The organism is Myxococcus eversor, assembly GCF_010894455.1.
Taxonomy (GTDB): Bacteria; Myxococcota; Myxococcia; order Myxococcales; family Myxococcaceae; genus Myxococcus; species Myxococcus eversor.
This window is the reverse complement of record NZ_JAAIXY010000012.1, coordinates 1-15,225: the sequence shown is the minus strand read 5'-3', so window position 1 is coordinate 15,225 and position 15,225 is coordinate 1. Positions and strand designations below refer to the sequence as shown.

Here is a 15,225-nt window from a genome sequence, read left to right as displayed (position 1 = left end):
GCCAGAACAACCCCCAAGACACCCAGCACAAACAATCCCATTTACAGCAAAATCGCCCTCAAGTCAGACGCCATTACGCACCCTATCATCCTGACCTGCCTGATTCCTTAGAACCACTGATTACGCATGGTGATGGAGCTTGAACGCCGGGGACGCATCCGGCGCTGCGCCGGACAGGCCCACAGCATCGAACTGCTGCTGGCCCCAGAGCTTCTGCCCATCCTCCGTTTAAGCGGTGCGATTCTTGGCACCCTCGACACAGGGACGCCTATCGCGCTCGCTGACTTGGAGCTTTATCCATTAACACCATTTTCCGACCAGATTGAAGAACTCGAGGGCGAGACTCCTTCTGCGACTGACATTGAAAAGTGGGTCGCGAAGCACTTCAAAGCCAATCCGTAGGGCTAGTGACCGTCTCTGATTATTGCAGCCAGAGAAGCATGGCTGCGACGTGCAGGACGGCGAGGTAGCAGGTCGCCGTCTTGTCGAAGTCGCAGTCCCCCTCGTTTCGAGGGAGGGCCAGCCCTGGAGCCCAAGATTAGCGAGTGGATAGTTCGCGGAACGAGATGCCGTCGAGCGCAAGCTGGGCCACGGCATTCATGAATCGCTCGCTGCCAATCACCACCGTGGCGAAGTTACCCACGCGAAACAGGTCAAGGTCCTTGGGCAGGGACGCGGCATCCAAGACGGGCTCCTCGGGCAGGCTGAAGGCGTGCCGGCCGCACGTCTCGCACGGAGGAGGCGTCTCCGGAGGGATGCAATCGGGGTGCAGTCGTCCCCGGGGCTCAATCTGAAGCTCCAGCAGCTCGGGTGCATCCTTCTGACGGAAGCGCAGCTCCGGGCGACATCCCACCAGCCCTTGCACACCAGCCGCCTGGAGCCCCTCCATTGCGTCCTGTCGTACCAGCCACAAGATGTCGCCCTGCGACGTAAACGAGCCGAACCGTCCAGAAGCGCGTCCCCTCAATGGCCCAAAGCTCGTGCCAGGAGGCAGCTCGGCATTCGCGGGAACCAGGTGACGTACCAATTCGCGCAAGCGTGCGAACTCAACGAAGGGTTCGGGTCTGGCCTTCTCGAACTCCCGCCGCTCGGGCAGCCCCGACAGATCAACGCAGGGGTAGTCATGGCCCACGTCGCTCCACGTGACACCACAAGCGTGACACTTCACACCGGGCAGGCTCCATGGGTGCGTCCCGTCAAGGTCACCGCCACCACGCTCCTGAACGAGCGCCCTGCTCCTCGTGAGTTCAAAAAAACGGGGCATCGGTCCTCACGCTCCTGGGCGTGAATAGTAGGGCTGAATGGGCCCGCCGATCAGGTCGAAGCGATGGATCAGCATCCCCGCATACTTGAAGATCTCCTCCGGAGAAGCTCGTGGATTCACGCGCATGAAGGCGCGCCAGGCATCATTCCAGGCGCCTCCACGGTCTCCGCCCCGATGAATCCGTTGGTGGACATCCCGAGGAATGGGCATGGTGTAATTGTGGATTTTGACGCCCTGTTGATCAAACCACCTCGCGAGGTCTTCAGCCTGCGGAAAGTGGTGATGTTTCTCCCAGCGCCCGCCGTGAGCTGTCGTGCCGGAGGGATGATCTGTGCAGGGGCACCGTTCCAGTTGGGAAACGTCATGACAGCGCCACGCGGGAGCTTTTGCGCGCCGCCCCAGTTCCTTCGGGGCCCCATTCCTGGGGCAGCCGCCGCTGCAGGAGGCCGGCTGGGTGGGAAACGCGCCAGCTCAAGCGCACCCGGCGTCTCCTCGCAGCGATAGAAGCCACAGGCATCACCCAGACAAAGGAGGGTGACGCACTGATCTTCTTCAGGTGCGTTGCACTCCTGCTCCGCGGCTTCCCCTGCTTGCTGAATGCGAGGGCGTGAGGCACTCGAGCATCCCCACCCAGACACAACCAGCAACGCGACCATCAGGAAACGAAGTGACATGAAGCACAGCCTCCGCGCAGAACGTCAGTCGAACAACCCCTGCAGATAGAAGCGGCCGTCCCTCATGTCTCGAAACACCCACGCGGGGCCCAGTCCTTCGAAATGCACGCGGTAGTAGTCCCGCTGGAAGGGTGACTCTGACCACCACTCCCCTCCCAGTCGCTCCGGCCCTGTCACCGCCGTCACCCGGTGCCGCCGCCCGCTCACTCGTGCCGCCAGCAACCGTCCCGTCTCCGCCACCTCCGCGTCCAGCCACGCCGGCTCCGCCAACAACCGCGACGGCCGCTCCTGGAGCCCGCCTCCCACTGGCGCACGTTCCACGCGCGTCCCCGCGAACTCCCCCGCCCAGCCCGCTCGCGCTTCCGGCGGATGGAAGGCCTTCACCCCATGCGCCCCCTCCGGCCGGTGCACCGCCTCCAGGCCCGCCGAGCAGAGCGACTCCTCCCCCAGCGTCGTCACCAGTCGCGACAACACCACCTCCAGCGCCGCATCCCCCTCCGGCGCATCCCCCAACGAGAGCTGTTGCTCCCGATCCTCCGAGCACTCATCCACCCGCGCGGACACCTCCGCCACCGGGTTCTCCAGCCGCAACTCCTCGATCCGATGCCGAGCCAGGTCCAGCAACAGCTTCGCCTCCGCCGTGGGCCTCGCCAGCGCCAGCGTCACCCGCTGCTGCCCCGATGGATCCAACTTCAGCGTGAAGGTGATGCGCACCGCCGCCCGCCGCCGCCCCGACAGCCTCGCCCCCAACCTGTCCAGCAGCGTCTTCAGCGCGAAGCGCAGCGGCTCGAACGACTCCGCTGGCCAGTCCAGCACCAGCCGCTCCTCCAGCACCTCCTCCAGCACCTCCGCCACGAAGGGAGTGTCGTCCTCTCCACAACACCGCGCATGCACCCGCGCCCCATTGACTCCACCGCGCGCCACCACAGCACCCGCCGGCAACGCCGCCACCTCCCCCAACGTGCTGAGGCCCAACGCGGAGAAGGGCGCGCTCTCCCGCCCCTCCAGCGCGGCCAGGGGCAACGGCGCCAACGCCCGAGCCGACCTTCCCTCGGGAACCACCTCCACCCGCCGCACCCCGTACCGCGCCAGCGCCCGAGAGCTGAACGCCTCCGAGGCCACCGCCACATGCGCCCGGTACCCCAGCTCCGAACACAGCGCCAACGCCCGCGAGCACAGCCCGTCCTCGCCTCCAGACAGGTGCGCCGCCCCCGCGTCCAGCCACAGGCCATCTGGCGCTGAAAGCTGGAAGCCAGGCCCCAGGCACAACAGAGCCTCCCCCAGCGCCACCAGCGCCCGCGCCTCGTCCTCCGGTCGATAGGGAAAGTGCCGCAGCCCCGGCTCCAACGCCGTCGCCGCGGTGAGCGTCGTCCCGGGCCGCACCCCCGCCTTCAGCGCGGACGTCGATGCCGCCGCCACCCGCCGCTGGCCTCGCGACTCCTCCACCAGCACGAAGGGCCGCCCCGCCAGCTCCGGGCACTCGAGGACCTTGCGCTGCACCGGGAAGCGCGTGAAGTGCAGATACGCCCTGCGCATGGCGCGTGCCTCAGTGCGCCGCCGAGGCCGCGCTCAAACCCGCTCGCAACGACGGCATGGCGCCATCCCGCCCGGGCCGCTGGCCCTGGATCCCCAGGCCGTTGCGAGCCACCCACGCCCCCTCCTTCAAGAAGTCCGGCGTGGCATCCGCATCCACCGGCCCCACGTCCAGCAGCCTCCCGCCCCCCTCCAGCCCCAGCTCCGGGTACAGCGTGCTCCACGGCACCACCGCCCGAGCCCCCGTCCCACCCCGCCGGCTGCGCACCACCTCCACGGACCACCCCTCCCCATCCCCCGACTCCGTCCGCAGCCGAGTCACCCCATCCGCCGGCGCATCCGGAGAGGTGAGCAGCAACAGCAGCCCGCCCCCACGCTCCGCCGCTTCCGCCAGCTTGCGTGTCTCCGCCAATCCCACTCGCGGAGGCCGCCCCACCGCGCCCACCCCTCGCGTCAGGTCCAGCACCACGCAGGCGAAGGCACCGCTCCGGGCGAGCTGCACCGCCGCCCACACCCGCTGCTCGGGCGCCTTGGGACGAACGAGGAGCAACCGCTCCAGGTCCACGCCCTGCGCCGCGGCCGCCGGGGGATAGAGCTCACGAGGCCCGTCCACCCACGCACACAGCCGCTCCTCCCGGTGCGCCGCCGCCACCGCGCTCAGCGCCAGGCTGGTCCGCCCCGAAGCCGCCTCGCCGCACAGCTCCACCGCCTGCCCCAGCGGGAAGCCGCCCGAGGGCAAGAGCGCGTCCACCGCCTCCATCCCCGTGCGAAGGACGGCCAGGTAGCGCCGGGGCGCCGCCTGCAACTGGCGGATCCGCTCCCGGAGCTGATCCACCACCGAGCCCGCCGGGCCTGCCTGCTGCACCAACGCCGCGCTCATCTCGCCTCCTCGCCGGAACCCGGCACACCGAACAGCCGCCTGGACAGCGGTTCAGTATGCTCACGGGTCTGACGTGCGCTCGGACAGGACGCACGGCGATGGGCGAGGCGACACGACGCACCGGCTTGGATCCGCTGGCCCGAAGCCAGCGATCTCAAGCCCCTGCGCGTCCTAGCCGGCGCAGATGACCTTCACTTCCACCTTCTCGTCATCCGCCCGGCGCAGGCAGCTCCCGCCGAAGTAGAGGCGCGCGGGGCGCTCCTCACCGGACGGCTCGTAGGTCAGGTCCCCCGCGGCCACCGAGCACGTCTCCACCGTGCCCCCGGCGCGCGTCAGCTCCACCCGCGCCAGCCGCGGATCCGGCAGGTTCACCACGTCCAGGCTCTGCGCCACCGCGGCCAGCTCGGCGATGCCCAGCAGCGTGTCCCGGTAGCTCGCCCGGCAGATGGAATCCAGGTTGTCGAACTTGGTGTCGAACTTCTCCGCCATCGCCCGGTGCCGGTGCCCCGGCCCATACGACGTGGGGCAGTCCACGTTGCGCACGTACGTCCCCTGCGGCGTGACGTCGAGCACCAGCTCCGCTCGCTTGTCACTCAGCGCCACCGGGCCCACCGTGGCCCAGAGCACCTCGCGGCGCCCGCCCTTCGAGTCGCGCAGCGTGCTGAAGAGCTGGAAGTACTCGTCCACCGACGTCAGCAGCGCCGCGTTCTCGCTGCACTTGTCCACCGACGTGTCGTCCGGGACGATGACCGGCGGCGGGCGCACCGTGGAGCTGCAGTCCTCCTCGTCCGTCACCACGACCACCAGCAGCCGCGCTCCATCCCGAAGGAAGCCGCCGTTGCCTCCCTCGCCGATGGAGGTGTTGGCCAGGGGCTCGGAGACCGCCAGCCGCACGGCCTCGAACGGAGACTCCTGCCCGCTGCCCGCCGTCCCCTGCTGCACCAGCCGGCGGAAGCGCTCCAGCAGGTGCTCGTCCGTGCTCTCGATGTAGCGCGAATCCGAGGGCTGGCCATCCGCCTCCGGAACAGCCTGAAGGTGTCCCGACTCGGCGGGGTATTCGCGGTATTGCTCCACGCCCTGGAAGAGGATCCGCCGGTAGACGGACGTGGTGATCACCCCCACGCGGAAGTCCTGCGTCACGCCGCCGCCTTCCTGGAGGGCCTTGATGAAGGCGGGCAGCTCGGTGGCGATGCCGGCCTGCTCCTCGGCCATGGAGGCCGAGTTGTCGATGACGAAGAGGATGTCCGTCTTCTGCGGCGCCACGACGGGAGACTCGCTCTGACACTTGCCTGGAAGGGAGGAGCCCGGCTCGTCGACGGGCGACGTGCAGGACGCCACCCAGAGGGCCGGCAACAGGAGCAGGGGGGCACAGGGCTTCAGCTTCATGGGGCCTCCTAAGAGACGGCGCGCCCAGGCGGCGCGACGCATCAGGGCTGGGGGGGCGAGCATGCCCCACCCCAGGCCCGGAGGCGAGACAAGGTGCAGCGTCTGGCATCCGACTTGGACGTGGAAAATCGCACACGGCGTTTGCCATGGGCGTTTTGGTTGTTACGTTGGTTCATCTGCCGCAAGAAACCGACAGATGTTCACCGGCCTGGCCGCTCGCACGGTTGGGCTTGAAGACGAAGGAAGAGGCCGAACTTCATGTCCGATGAGAAGAAGAAGGGCACCGCCGCGAGCGCCATGCCCACCGCGATGGCCCCTCCCGGGCTCATCAACAAGGAAGACATCCCGCAGGTGCTCCCCATCCTGCCCCTGCGCAACAGCGTCTTCTTCCCCGGCGGCGTGCTTCCCCTGGCCGTCGGCCGTCAGAAGACCATTGCCCTGATCAAGGACGCGGTGCGCGACGACCAGGTCATCGGCGTCGTCACGCAGCGCCGCGCCGAGGAAGAGGATCCGGGCGCCGCCGACCTCTACACCATGGGCACCGTCGCCCGCATCGTGAAGCTGCTGAAGATGGGCGAGGACAACTACTCGCTCGTCGTGCAGGGGCTCGCGCGTTTCCGCGTGGTGGAGCTGGTCCAGGAGGCCCCCTACCTCAAGGCCCGCGTCGACGCGGTGGAGGACAAGACCTCCGCCGAGAACGTCGAAGTGGAGGCCCTGGGCATCAACCTCAAGAAGCTGGCGCGCGAGGTCATCGAGCTGATGCCCGAGCTGCCGGCCGCCGCCACGGAGCTGGTGGAGAGCATCACCCACCCCGGCCACCTGGCCGACCTCATCGCCGCCAACGTGGACGTGCCGATCGAGGAGAAGCAGGCCGTCCTGGAGACCGTTGATCTCAAGGCGCGGATGAAGCTCGTGCTCGAGCTGCTCAACCGCAAGCGGGAGATCCTCAAGCTCTCCAACAAGATCGACTCCGCCGTGAAGGGCGAGATGTCGAAGACCCAGCGCGAGTACTACCTGCGCCAGCAGCTCAAGGCGATCAAGGAAGAGCTCGGGGAGATGGGTGAGGAGGAAGAGGAGCTCGACGAGCTCCAGGAGCGCCTGAAGAAGGCGGCCCTGCCTCCCGACGTGGAGAAGGTGGCGAACAAGGAGCTCAACCGCCTGAAGACCATTCCGGCGGCCTCCAGCGAGTACACCGTCGCGCGCACCTACCTGGATTGGATCGCCGACCTGCCGTGGTCGAAGATCTCCGAGGACAACCTCGACATCGAGAACGCGCGGCAGCAGCTGGACAAGGACCACTTCGGCATCAAGAAGGTCAAGAAGCGCATCCTGGAGTACCTGGCGGTGCGCAAGCTGAAGAACGACATGCGCGGGCCCATCCTGTGCCTCGTCGGTCCTCCGGGCGTCGGCAAGACGTCGCTGGGTCAGAGCGTGGCCAAGGCCACGGGCCGCAAGTTCGTGCGCCTGTCGCTCGGCGGCGTGCGTGACGAGGCGGAGATCCGCGGCCACCGGCGCACCTACGTCGGCGCGCTGCCCGGCCGCTTCATCCAGAGCATGAAGAAGGCCGGCACGAAGAACCCGGTCATGATGCTCGACGAGATCGACAAGCTCGGCGCGGACTTCCGCGGAGACCCGAGCGCGGCGCTTCTCGAGGTGCTGGACCCTGAGCAGAACAACTCGTTCAGCGACCACTACCTCGACGTGCCGTTCGATTTGTCCAAGGTGATGTTCGTCGCCACGGCGAACCAGTTGGATCCCATCCCCGGTCCGCTCCGTGACCGCATGGAGATCATCGAGCTGTCGGGCTACACCTTCGAGGAGAAGCAGAGCATCGCGCGGATCCACCTGGTGCCCAAGCAGCTCAAGGAGCACGGCCTCAGCCCGGATCACATCGAGATCACCGACGAGGCGCTGCTGACGCTGACCACCGCGTACACCCGCGAGGCGGGCGTGCGTAACCTGGAGCGGCGCATCGCGGACATCTGCCGCGCGGTGGCGGTGGAGGTCGCCGGTGGGAAGATGGACAAGCAGACCATCAACCCGGATCGCGTGAAGGAGATCCTCGGGCCCGAGATGTTCTACTCGGAGGTCGCGGAGCGCACGGAGGTTCCGGGCGTGGCCACGGGTCTGGCCTGGACGGCGGCCGGTGGAGACCTGCTCTTCATCGAGGCGACGAAGATGGCGGGCAAGGGCGGCATGACGCTCACCGGCCAGCTCGGCGACGTGATGAAGGAGAGCGCGACGGCGGCGCTGAGCTACCTGCGCAGCAAGGCGGAGTTGCTCGGCATCAGCTCCAACTTCCTGGAGAAGACGGACCTGCACCTGCACTTCCCGGCGGGCTCCATCCCCAAGGATGGTCCTTCCGCGGGCGTCACCATCCTCACCGCGCTCACCAGCCTGCTCACGGGCATCCGGGTGCGGCACGACACGGCGATGACGGGCGAGGCCACGCTGCGTGGCCTGGTCCTGCCGGTGGGTGGCATCAAGGAGAAGGTGCTGGCGGCTCACCGCGCGGGCATCAAGCGGGTCATCCTGCCCGAGCGTTGCCGCAAGGACCTGGTGGACGTGCCGGACCAGGCGAAGAACGAGCTGGAGTTCATCTTCGTCACGCAGATGGACGAGGTCCTCAAGGCCGCGCTGGAGACGTCGCCGTTCAAGTCGTCGACGGGGACTCCGGGTGGCGAGCCGGGCAAGGAGGCCCTGCCTCCGCAGGCCGCCGACGCTGGCGCGGCTCCCGAGGTTCGCGCGTAAGCGCGGGCCCTGACGGCCACTGAGTCATGACGCGGGCAGGTTCCTCCTCGGAGGGACCTGCCCGTTGTCTTTGCGGGCGCACTGCCCTCGCCGCTGCTCAGTGCCGCGTCGGTGGCGTGTCCTGCGCGTCGGGCGCGGAGAGCCGCTGTGAGAGCAGGCCGAGCAGCTCCTGGGTGGAGAGCCGCCCGGCGCCGTCCTTGCCCTCCAGCACGTCCGCGACGAGCGCGCGCTTGTGCTCGTGCAGGGAGAGCATCTGCTCCTCAATCGTGCCGCGCGCCACCAGCCGGTAGACGGTGACGGGGCGCTCCTGGCCGATGCGGTGCGCGCGGTCCGAGGCCTGATCCTCCACGGCCGGGTTCCACCACGGGTCCAGGTGGATGACGCTGTTCGCGGCGGTGAGGTTGAGGCCGAAGCCACCGGCCTTGAGGGAGATGAGGAACAGCGGCGCGGTGCCCTCCTGGAAGGCCTTCACGGCCTCGGCGCGGCCCCTCGGCGTCGTGTGGCCATCCAGGTACTCGTAGACGATGCCGCGCGCGTCCAGCACCTCCCGCACCAGGGCCAGATGCGAGGTGAACTGGCTGAAGACGAGGGCGCGATGGCCCTCGGCGCGCAGCTCGTCCACGAGCTCCAGGAAGCGCTCCAGCTTGGAGGACTCCACGCGTGACTCGGCGTCGTAGAGGCGCGGGTGCGAGGCCAGCAATCGCAGCCGGGTGAGGGCCGCGAGCACCTCGAAGCGCTGCTCGTGCTCGCGCTCCCGCCGCTCGCGCATGACCTCCGGGCGCGATTCCAGCGCGGAGATGGCCGCCAGTCGCGCGTCCTCGTACAGCGTCCACTCGTCCGAGGACAACACGACGGGCACACGCACGTCGGTGCGCGGAGGAAGCTGCGCCTCCACCTGGGCCTTGGTGCGACGCAGGAGGAAGGGTTGCAGGACGCGGGCGAGCGCGGGGGCCGCGGTGGGGTCCACGCGGCGTTCAATGGGGATGGCGAACCGCGTGCGGAACGACTCCTGACTGCCGAGCAGCCCCGGGAAGACGAGGGAGAACACGCTCCACAGCTCGCCCAGGTGGTTCTCCATGGGGGTGCCGGAGAGGGCGAACTTGAAGTCGCCCTGGAGCGCCCTCGCGGCGCGGAAGCGATGCGTGCTGGCGTTCTTCAGGGCCTGGGCCTCGTCGAAGACGATGGTGGCGAAGCGCAGCTCGGACAGCCGGCCGATGTCTCGCGTCAGCAGGCCGTAGCTGATGACGAGCACGTCCCGAGGCCCCAGCCTCTCGAGCAGGCCGCCCCGGTCCGCCGCCTCGGAGAAGAGGCGCATCCGCAGCGAGGGCGCGAAGCGCTTCGCCTCGTCCATCCAGTTGAAGGCCACGGAGGTGGGCGCCAACACGAGCGCGGGCCCGTGCTTGCTTCGCTCCAGCAGGACGGCCAGGGCCTGCACCGTCTTGCCCAGTCCCATGTCGTCCGCGAGCACCGCGCCCGCGCCCCAGGAGGCCAGTCGCGTGAGCCACCGGAAGCCCTCCGCCTGATAGTCGCGCAGCTCCGTCTTCAGCGTTGCGGGGACCTTCGGCTTCAGCTCCTTCGCGGCGAAGATGCGCTCGACGAGCCCCTGCCAGGTCTTGTCCGCATCCAGCTCGGCGCCAGCGCCACTCAGGGCGGACAGGGCCTCCGCGGCGGCCGGCCCCACTTCCAGGCCATGGCGCGACGAATGGGCATGGTCCGCGAGCCGCTCCAGGTGCTGCCGCAGCGCCTCTTCGACCTCCACGTAGGTGTGGTCCTTCACCAGGACGAAGCGCTCCTTGCGGCGCGCGGCATCGAGCAGTCGCGCCAGCTCCACGCGCTCGCCCTGCACCGCGAGCCCGCCGAGCATCCCGAACCAGTCCCGCTTGCGCTCGACGGTGATTTTCAGCGCGCTGGCCCCTCGGTGGCTCGCGATTCGAAGCGGTGAGCCCAGCCACTCCAGCTCCGGACGAGGCTCCAGCTCCTGACACGCGGCGAGCAGCGCGAGCGCCCCCTGCACTCCCGAGAAGGTGTACGAGAAGGGCATCACCTGCGGCTCCGCGAGCGCGAAGGGCAGGCGCGTCTGGAGCGACTCGGCCTGCGCCAGCTCCTTCACGAAGTCGCGCACGGTGTGCACGGCGTCGTTGCCACGGCGTACGTAGACATCTCGCGGCCCCTCGCCGGGGATGAAGGACGTGCTGTCCGGGAGGGCGCGCACGCGCAGGTCCGCGCGCACCGCGCCGCCGGGTTCGATTTCGAGCCGCAGCACCGGGAGCTGGAGCACGGGGACGCGCTCACCCATGACGCCGCGAGGCAGGGACACGGGCAGCCGCACGGCCAGCTTCGCGAGCTTCTCCAGCAGCGCGCCGTGGCTCTCTGGCGGGAAGACATTGCCGTGGCGCTGGAGCACCGTGGCGAGCGCGCGGACCTCCGGGCCCACGTCCAGGAGGGTGAGCTGACGCGCGCCCTCGTCCCAGAGGAAGAGCGCCTCCTCGGGCTTCGACTTGCGCACGCGGTCCACCATCGACGAGGACAACGTCGCGCCGTCGACGCCCGCGGTGACGACCACCGCCCCACCCCGCTCCACCGCGACGATGCCCACCTTGGCGCGCTCGACGTGGATGAGCAGGTCCTGCGTGCCCTCCTGGTAGAGGCGGGGGTGGTCCACCAGTTCGACGAGCAGCGCGCGGGAGACGGGCCCGTCGTTGTCCGGGAGCAGCGACGCGAGGCGTGCGTCGAGCGAGGACAACTGCGCGCCGTGCTCTTGAAGCAGCTTGCGTCGGCTCACCTTCGCGCCCGTCGAGCGCTGGCCCTTCTTGTTGCGCCGGTGCACGTACGGGTGCACCTCCACGCCGTAGCCCTCGATGACGTCGACGCGCCAGGAGACCTCCACGCCCGCGCCGCTCCCGAGCCCCTCGTCGAGCGCGCGCTCCAGCGCCCGGAGCGTGCGGTCCCATCCCGGACGCACCAGCTCATCGAGCGTCTCACCAAAGCCCTCCGTCCAGGGTTGGCGCAGCCACAGGAGCACCGTGTCGATGGCTGCGAGCAGATGGACACACGGAGGCGCGCCACAGGTGCAGTCGCCCTGCACGGCGGTGGGCGTGAAGGTGAGGCTCGCCTCGGGGAGGATGAACCCCATCTGCGCGCCGTAGGGCAGCTCCGAGCAGCGCGTCTCGCGGAAGCGGAAGCCCGGGAGCTCGGAGTCGAGCTGGAGCGCGTCGCGACTCAGGACACTCGTGAGACGCGGGGCAACGGTGTGGGGCGCGCGGCCACGCAGGTCCAGGAGCAGGCCGTGGACGCGGTGCGTGCGTGCCTCTGGGGGCGGCGCGAGGCGTTCGGGGAGCGAGGCGCGGGCCTGCTCCGTGTTCCGACGCTCCTCCTCCACGAAGCGCCACGCGAGCAGCGGGAGCAGCTCCTTCATCTTCGGAGACGGGAGGGACTCCTGAATCCAGCGGGTCCGAGCCTCCTCGTTGAGCATCTCCACCAGGCGGCGGCGAGCCGTCGCGGGACGGGCCTGGGGAAGGAGCGCGGCGTCCACCAGGGGCGTCAGCACCGTGAGGCTCAAGCGGGACAGGTGCTCGATGCCGTGCTCCCGCAGCCAGGAGCGCAGGGCACCTTCCGTGGCGAAGTGTGGGACAGTCGAGGGGACGGGCTGCGGGCGCTCCACGGACATGGCCCTTCGCTTCTTCGCGAAGCGGAGGGGAAACGCAAGCGCGACGACGAAGCGGCCGGGCGGGCAACCTTCCTTCCGTGACTTCCGCTTCCCCGCCATTCCACGGCACACTGGGGAACGACGCTCCCTTGCCAGGCGTCGGACCCGTCATGATGAAATCCGCTGGAGTGTGGGGACTGGGAGTCATCCTGCTCGCGGGGCCTGCGTGCACGCGGGCCTCGACCGAGGCGAACCGCGTCCCCCTGCCCGTCGACTCGGGCGCGGTGCGGGAGTCGGTGGAGGGCAATCGCTCCTCGCTGCCCACCGCTCCGGGCGAACCCAAGGGCGTCGTGGTCGAGCCTCCCGCGCGGAAGCAGCCGTCCGGGGAGCCCGAGGCCGTCCGCGCGACGCCGAGATGGCCCGCGTCCGGGGCGCCGCTGACGCTCGTGTCGGCACACTTCCCCCAGGGGTTCGGCAAGCAGCGCGTGTACCTGGACGCGGGACATGGGGCGGAGGGGAACACCGGCAACCGGTCCGTCACGTGTGAGGACGAAGAGGTCTTCACGTTGCGAGTGGCCGAGGACCTGGCGCGGCGACTGGAGGCCACGGGGCGCTTCGAGGTGCGCCTCAGCCGCAAGTCGGGACAGCGGGTCGCCTATGCCGACCGGCTCACGGAGGCCGAGCGCTGGGGTGCGCACGTGCTGGTGAGTCTGCACTCGGACTCACGGGGGATGGCGCAGCCGTGGTCCCCCGCGGAGGGACAGGAGTGCAACCGCCAGGATGCGACGCCGGGGTTCAGCGTGCTGTGGTCCGAGGAGGCGGAGGCGCCACTCAAGGCGCGCCGGGCCACGCTGGCGCGGGCGCTTGCACGGAACCTGTCTCAAGTGGGCTTCCTGCACTACGACGGCGTGGACTACACGGGGCTCTATGCCGCTGACTCCGCGCAGGCCGGAGTCTTCGTGGCGCGAGAGCCCACTCATCGCCGCATCTTCGTGCTGCGCAAGCCGACCATCCCCTCCGTCATCATCGAGACGCACCATGCGCTCGACTTCGAGGAGGCCGCGCGGTGGCGGGAGGAGCGCACACTGGAGGCCTTTGGTTCAGCGGTGACGCAGGGGCTGGTGGACGCCTTCACGCCGGCTCTCGTCGCGGCACCCCAGATGAAGAGCCGCTGACGAGGACCGTACGTCAGCGCAGCCAGGCGAAGGCATGCTCGAGCTGAGCCACCGCGTCGTCGAGATAGCAGCGCCCATGTGCGAAGAGCACCCGCTGCGGCTTCCATCCGAGCATCCGCTGGTAGCAGGCGCGCGCCTGCGGCTTTCGTCCCCAGGACGTTGCCTGGACCTCACGAGGCGTCTGCCCCGGCCACATGGTGCCACCGAGGGACAGCAGCCACCGGAACCGAGGTTGGACGCGCTCCTGTTCGAGCGCCATGACCAGGTCCGCGAGGATCAACGTCGAGGAGGCCTCGTGGAAGAACACGACCTCTTCGACGAAGCGGCTGCCTCGGAAGATGAGCTGTTCGAAGTCGCTCGCCCAGGCCTCGGGGGCGGCATCCTGTAGGTCGGTGTCGAAGGGAACGTCGAGCTTCTGCGAGCGTGCGCGCTCACGGACTCCCGGAGAAGCCCAGACCGTGGCGTGCGGGTAGCGCGCCTTCCAGGCTGGGATGGCCGCGTAGTGGAACCGGTTCGGCGACACGAGGTGCTCGACCCGGCCGAGCATATCGACCTCCGCGAAGAGCTCGGGAGTCGGCGCCGTGGGAGACCAGAGCCACAAGCCCCCCGAGCCCAGCCGGACAATGACCATGCGCGTGGGGAATGGCAGTGAGACCGGGCCAAAGTTCATCCTCGCGACGGGCCCGTCCACCCACCAGAGGCCATCGGCGAGCGGCTTGAGCGTCGAGAGCGGACCATAGGGACGTATCCCATCGGTCCACTCGGAGGGCTCGTGGTTTCCTGGAGTCATGGCCCTTTCATACTCGGTTCGTGACGGAGCGCACCCGACTAAGTGCCCGCGTCCCGGTCCTCGTCAGCCTCTTCGTCCTCGAGGAGGCGTGCCAGTCGTGAGGTCAATGCACTCAGGTACGGCTCTCGCAGCACGCTGTAGTGGTCACCGGCGACGTCCTCCAGCTTGAGCTGTGCCTGTGGGACCCAGCGCGACCACCCATGGCTCGCGTCCACGGCCCGCTCGCGCCTCGCGTCCTTCGCACGGAGAAGCAGCATGCGCCCGGCGTAGGGTCCTGGACGGTACGTGGATAGTGCTCGGAGGTTTGCTCGCGTCACGTCGCGCCAGGCTCGAAGGTCGGTGTCCTGGACCTCGGGAGGCAGCCAGTTGGCGACGCGTGCGTGTTCGGCGAATCGAGCGAGCTGCTCGTCTTCCGTGAGGCCCATGAGCAGCTCCGGACGCAGCGTCGATTCCGCCCCCGCCGTGCGCGCCAGATCCATCGCCATGCCCGTGAGCAACAGCGCGTCCTCGGGCGCTGTCATGAGGGATTCGTCCCCTGGAGCGAAGCTGTCGAGGAGCACGAGTTGTTCCACCTGCTGCCCTTGTCGCTCCAGCTCACGCGCCATCTCGAAGGCGATGACGCCACCCATGGACCAGCCGCCCAGGATGTAGGGGCCGTCCGGCCGCACCACGCGCATGGATGCGACGTAGCGGCGCGCCAGTGCTTCCACCTGCTCCAACGGAGCCTCGTCTCCATCCAGCCCAGGCGCCTGGAACGCGAAGAAGGGCCGCTCCGTTCCGAGCGTGCGCGCGAGCAGCCGGTACGGCCCCACCGCGCCACCCACCGCGTGAACGAAGAAGACGGGAGTACCCGAGCCCTCCGCCTGCAAGGTCACGCAGTCTCGGACCACGCCACCTGCCCGAGTTCCTTCCAGCCAGGACGCGAGCTGCACCACCGTGGGTGCCTCGAAGAGCGCACGCAACGGGACGTCCACACCTGTCAGCGCACGCACCCTCGCTACCACCTGCGTCGCCAGCAGTGAGTGTCCTCCCAGCTCGAAGAAGTCGTCCTTCCTCCCCACCCGCTTCGCGCCCAGCACCTCCGCGAAGACCTCCGCCAGCTTCGCTTCCGTCCCTGCTCGCGGGG

10 protein-coding genes and 1 pseudogene are annotated in these 15,225 nt (G+C 68.9%); 3 read left to right on the top strand and 8 right to left on the bottom strand.

Annotation, left to right across the window (positions count from 1 at the left end):
- The first annotated feature begins 126 nt into the window (after nt 1–126).
- Entirely contained in the window at nt 127–402 is a 276-nt protein-coding gene (locus G4D83_RS23755) for a hypothetical protein (protein WP_163867100.1), read from the top strand.
- Between the two features lie 136 nt (nt 403–538).
- On the opposite strand, the gene sitI6 is transcribed toward G4D83_RS23755, so the two are convergent.
- The 5 genes and pseudogenes from sitI6 to G4D83_RS23730 all read right to left on the bottom strand — a co-directional run bounded on the left by sitI6 (nt 539) and on the right by G4D83_RS23730 (nt 5,737).
- The gene (sitI6, locus tag G4D83_RS23750) at nt 539–1,264 is read right to left on the bottom strand and encodes a SitI6 family double-CXXCG motif immunity protein (RefSeq protein ID WP_163867099.1); all 726 of its coding nucleotides are present in this window, start codon (nt 1,262–1,264) and stop codon (nt 539–541) included.
- Nucleotides 1,265–1,270: 6 nt separating this feature from the next.
- A pseudogene (sitA6, locus tag G4D83_RS23745) lies at nt 1,271–1,938 on the bottom strand (SitA6 family polymorphic toxin lipoprotein).
- A gap of 24 nt (nt 1,939–1,962) precedes the next feature.
- Nucleotides 1,963–3,474, bottom strand: coding sequence for a Y-family DNA polymerase (locus G4D83_RS23740; RefSeq protein ID WP_163867098.1), 1,512 nt, complete (start codon nt 3,472–3,474; stop codon nt 1,963–1,965).
- Between the two features lie 10 nt (nt 3,475–3,484).
- Nucleotides 3,485–4,351: an ImuA family protein gene (locus G4D83_RS23735; protein WP_163867097.1), complete on the bottom strand. Its 867-nt coding sequence runs from the start codon at nt 4,349–4,351 to the stop codon at nt 3,485–3,487.
- Between the two features lie 171 nt (nt 4,352–4,522).
- A complete protein-coding gene (locus G4D83_RS23730; RefSeq protein ID WP_163867096.1) occupies nt 4,523–5,737 on the bottom strand; it encodes a vWA domain-containing protein in 1,215 nt (404 codons plus the stop codon).
- Between the two features lie 258 nt (nt 5,738–5,995).
- Between G4D83_RS23730 and lon the strand changes: the two genes are divergently transcribed.
- Nucleotides 5,996–8,488, top strand: a complete 2,493-nt coding sequence (lon, locus tag G4D83_RS23725; protein WP_163867095.1) for an endopeptidase La — start codon at nt 5,996–5,998, stop codon at nt 8,486–8,488.
- Nucleotides 8,489–8,585: 97 nt separating this feature from the next.
- On the opposite strand, the gene G4D83_RS23720 is transcribed toward lon, so the two are convergent.
- The gene (locus G4D83_RS23720) at nt 8,586–12,155 is read right to left on the bottom strand and encodes a DEAD/DEAH box helicase (protein WP_163867094.1); all 3,570 of its coding nucleotides are present in this window, start codon (nt 12,153–12,155) and stop codon (nt 8,586–8,588) included.
- 149 nt (nt 12,156–12,304) lie between these two features.
- Here G4D83_RS23720 and G4D83_RS23715 point away from each other — a divergent pair, with 149 nt between their 5' ends.
- The gene (locus G4D83_RS23715) at nt 12,305–13,309 is read left to right on the top strand and encodes an N-acetylmuramoyl-L-alanine amidase family protein (protein ID WP_163867093.1); all 1,005 of its coding nucleotides are present in this window, start codon (nt 12,305–12,307) and stop codon (nt 13,307–13,309) included.
- A gap of 13 nt (nt 13,310–13,322) precedes the next feature.
- Here G4D83_RS23715 and G4D83_RS23710 read toward each other — a convergent pair whose 3' ends face one another.
- Both G4D83_RS23710 and G4D83_RS23705 read right to left on the bottom strand, forming a co-directional pair.
- Nucleotides 13,323–14,099: a DUF4336 domain-containing protein gene (locus G4D83_RS23710; protein WP_163867092.1), complete on the bottom strand. Its 777-nt coding sequence runs from the start codon at nt 14,097–14,099 to the stop codon at nt 13,323–13,325.
- Nucleotides 14,100–14,137: 38 nt separating this feature from the next.
- The coding region (locus G4D83_RS23705) for a thioesterase domain-containing protein (protein WP_163867091.1) at nt 14,138–15,225 on the bottom strand (1,088 nt) is incomplete at its 5' end.

Coding starts and splice junctions, on each gene's coding strand:
- G4D83_RS23755 (WP_163867100.1), top strand. CDS start 127: ATGGTGATGGAGCTTGAACGCCGGGGACGCATCCGGCGCTGCGCCGGA.
- sitI6 (WP_163867099.1), bottom strand. CDS start 1,264: ATGCCCCGTTTTTTTGAACTCACGAGGAGCAGGGCGCTCGTTCAGGAG.
- G4D83_RS23740 (WP_163867098.1), bottom strand. CDS start 3,474: ATGCGCAGGGCGTATCTGCACTTCACGCGCTTCCCGGTGCAGCGCAAG.
- G4D83_RS23735 (WP_163867097.1), bottom strand. CDS start 4,351: ATGAGCGCGGCGTTGGTGCAGCAGGCAGGCCCGGCGGGCTCGGTGGTG.
- G4D83_RS23730 (WP_163867096.1), bottom strand. CDS start 5,737: ATGAAGCTGAAGCCCTGTGCCCCCCTGCTCCTGTTGCCGGCCCTCTGG.
- lon (WP_163867095.1), top strand. CDS start 5,996: ATGTCCGATGAGAAGAAGAAGGGCACCGCCGCGAGCGCCATGCCCACC.
- G4D83_RS23720 (WP_163867094.1), bottom strand. CDS start 12,155: ATGTCCGTGGAGCGCCCGCAGCCCGTCCCCTCGACTGTCCCACACTTC.
- G4D83_RS23715 (WP_163867093.1), top strand. CDS start 12,305: ATGATGAAATCCGCTGGAGTGTGGGGACTGGGAGTCATCCTGCTCGCG.
- G4D83_RS23710 (WP_163867092.1), bottom strand. CDS start 14,099: ATGACTCCAGGAAACCACGAGCCCTCCGAGTGGACCGATGGGATACGT.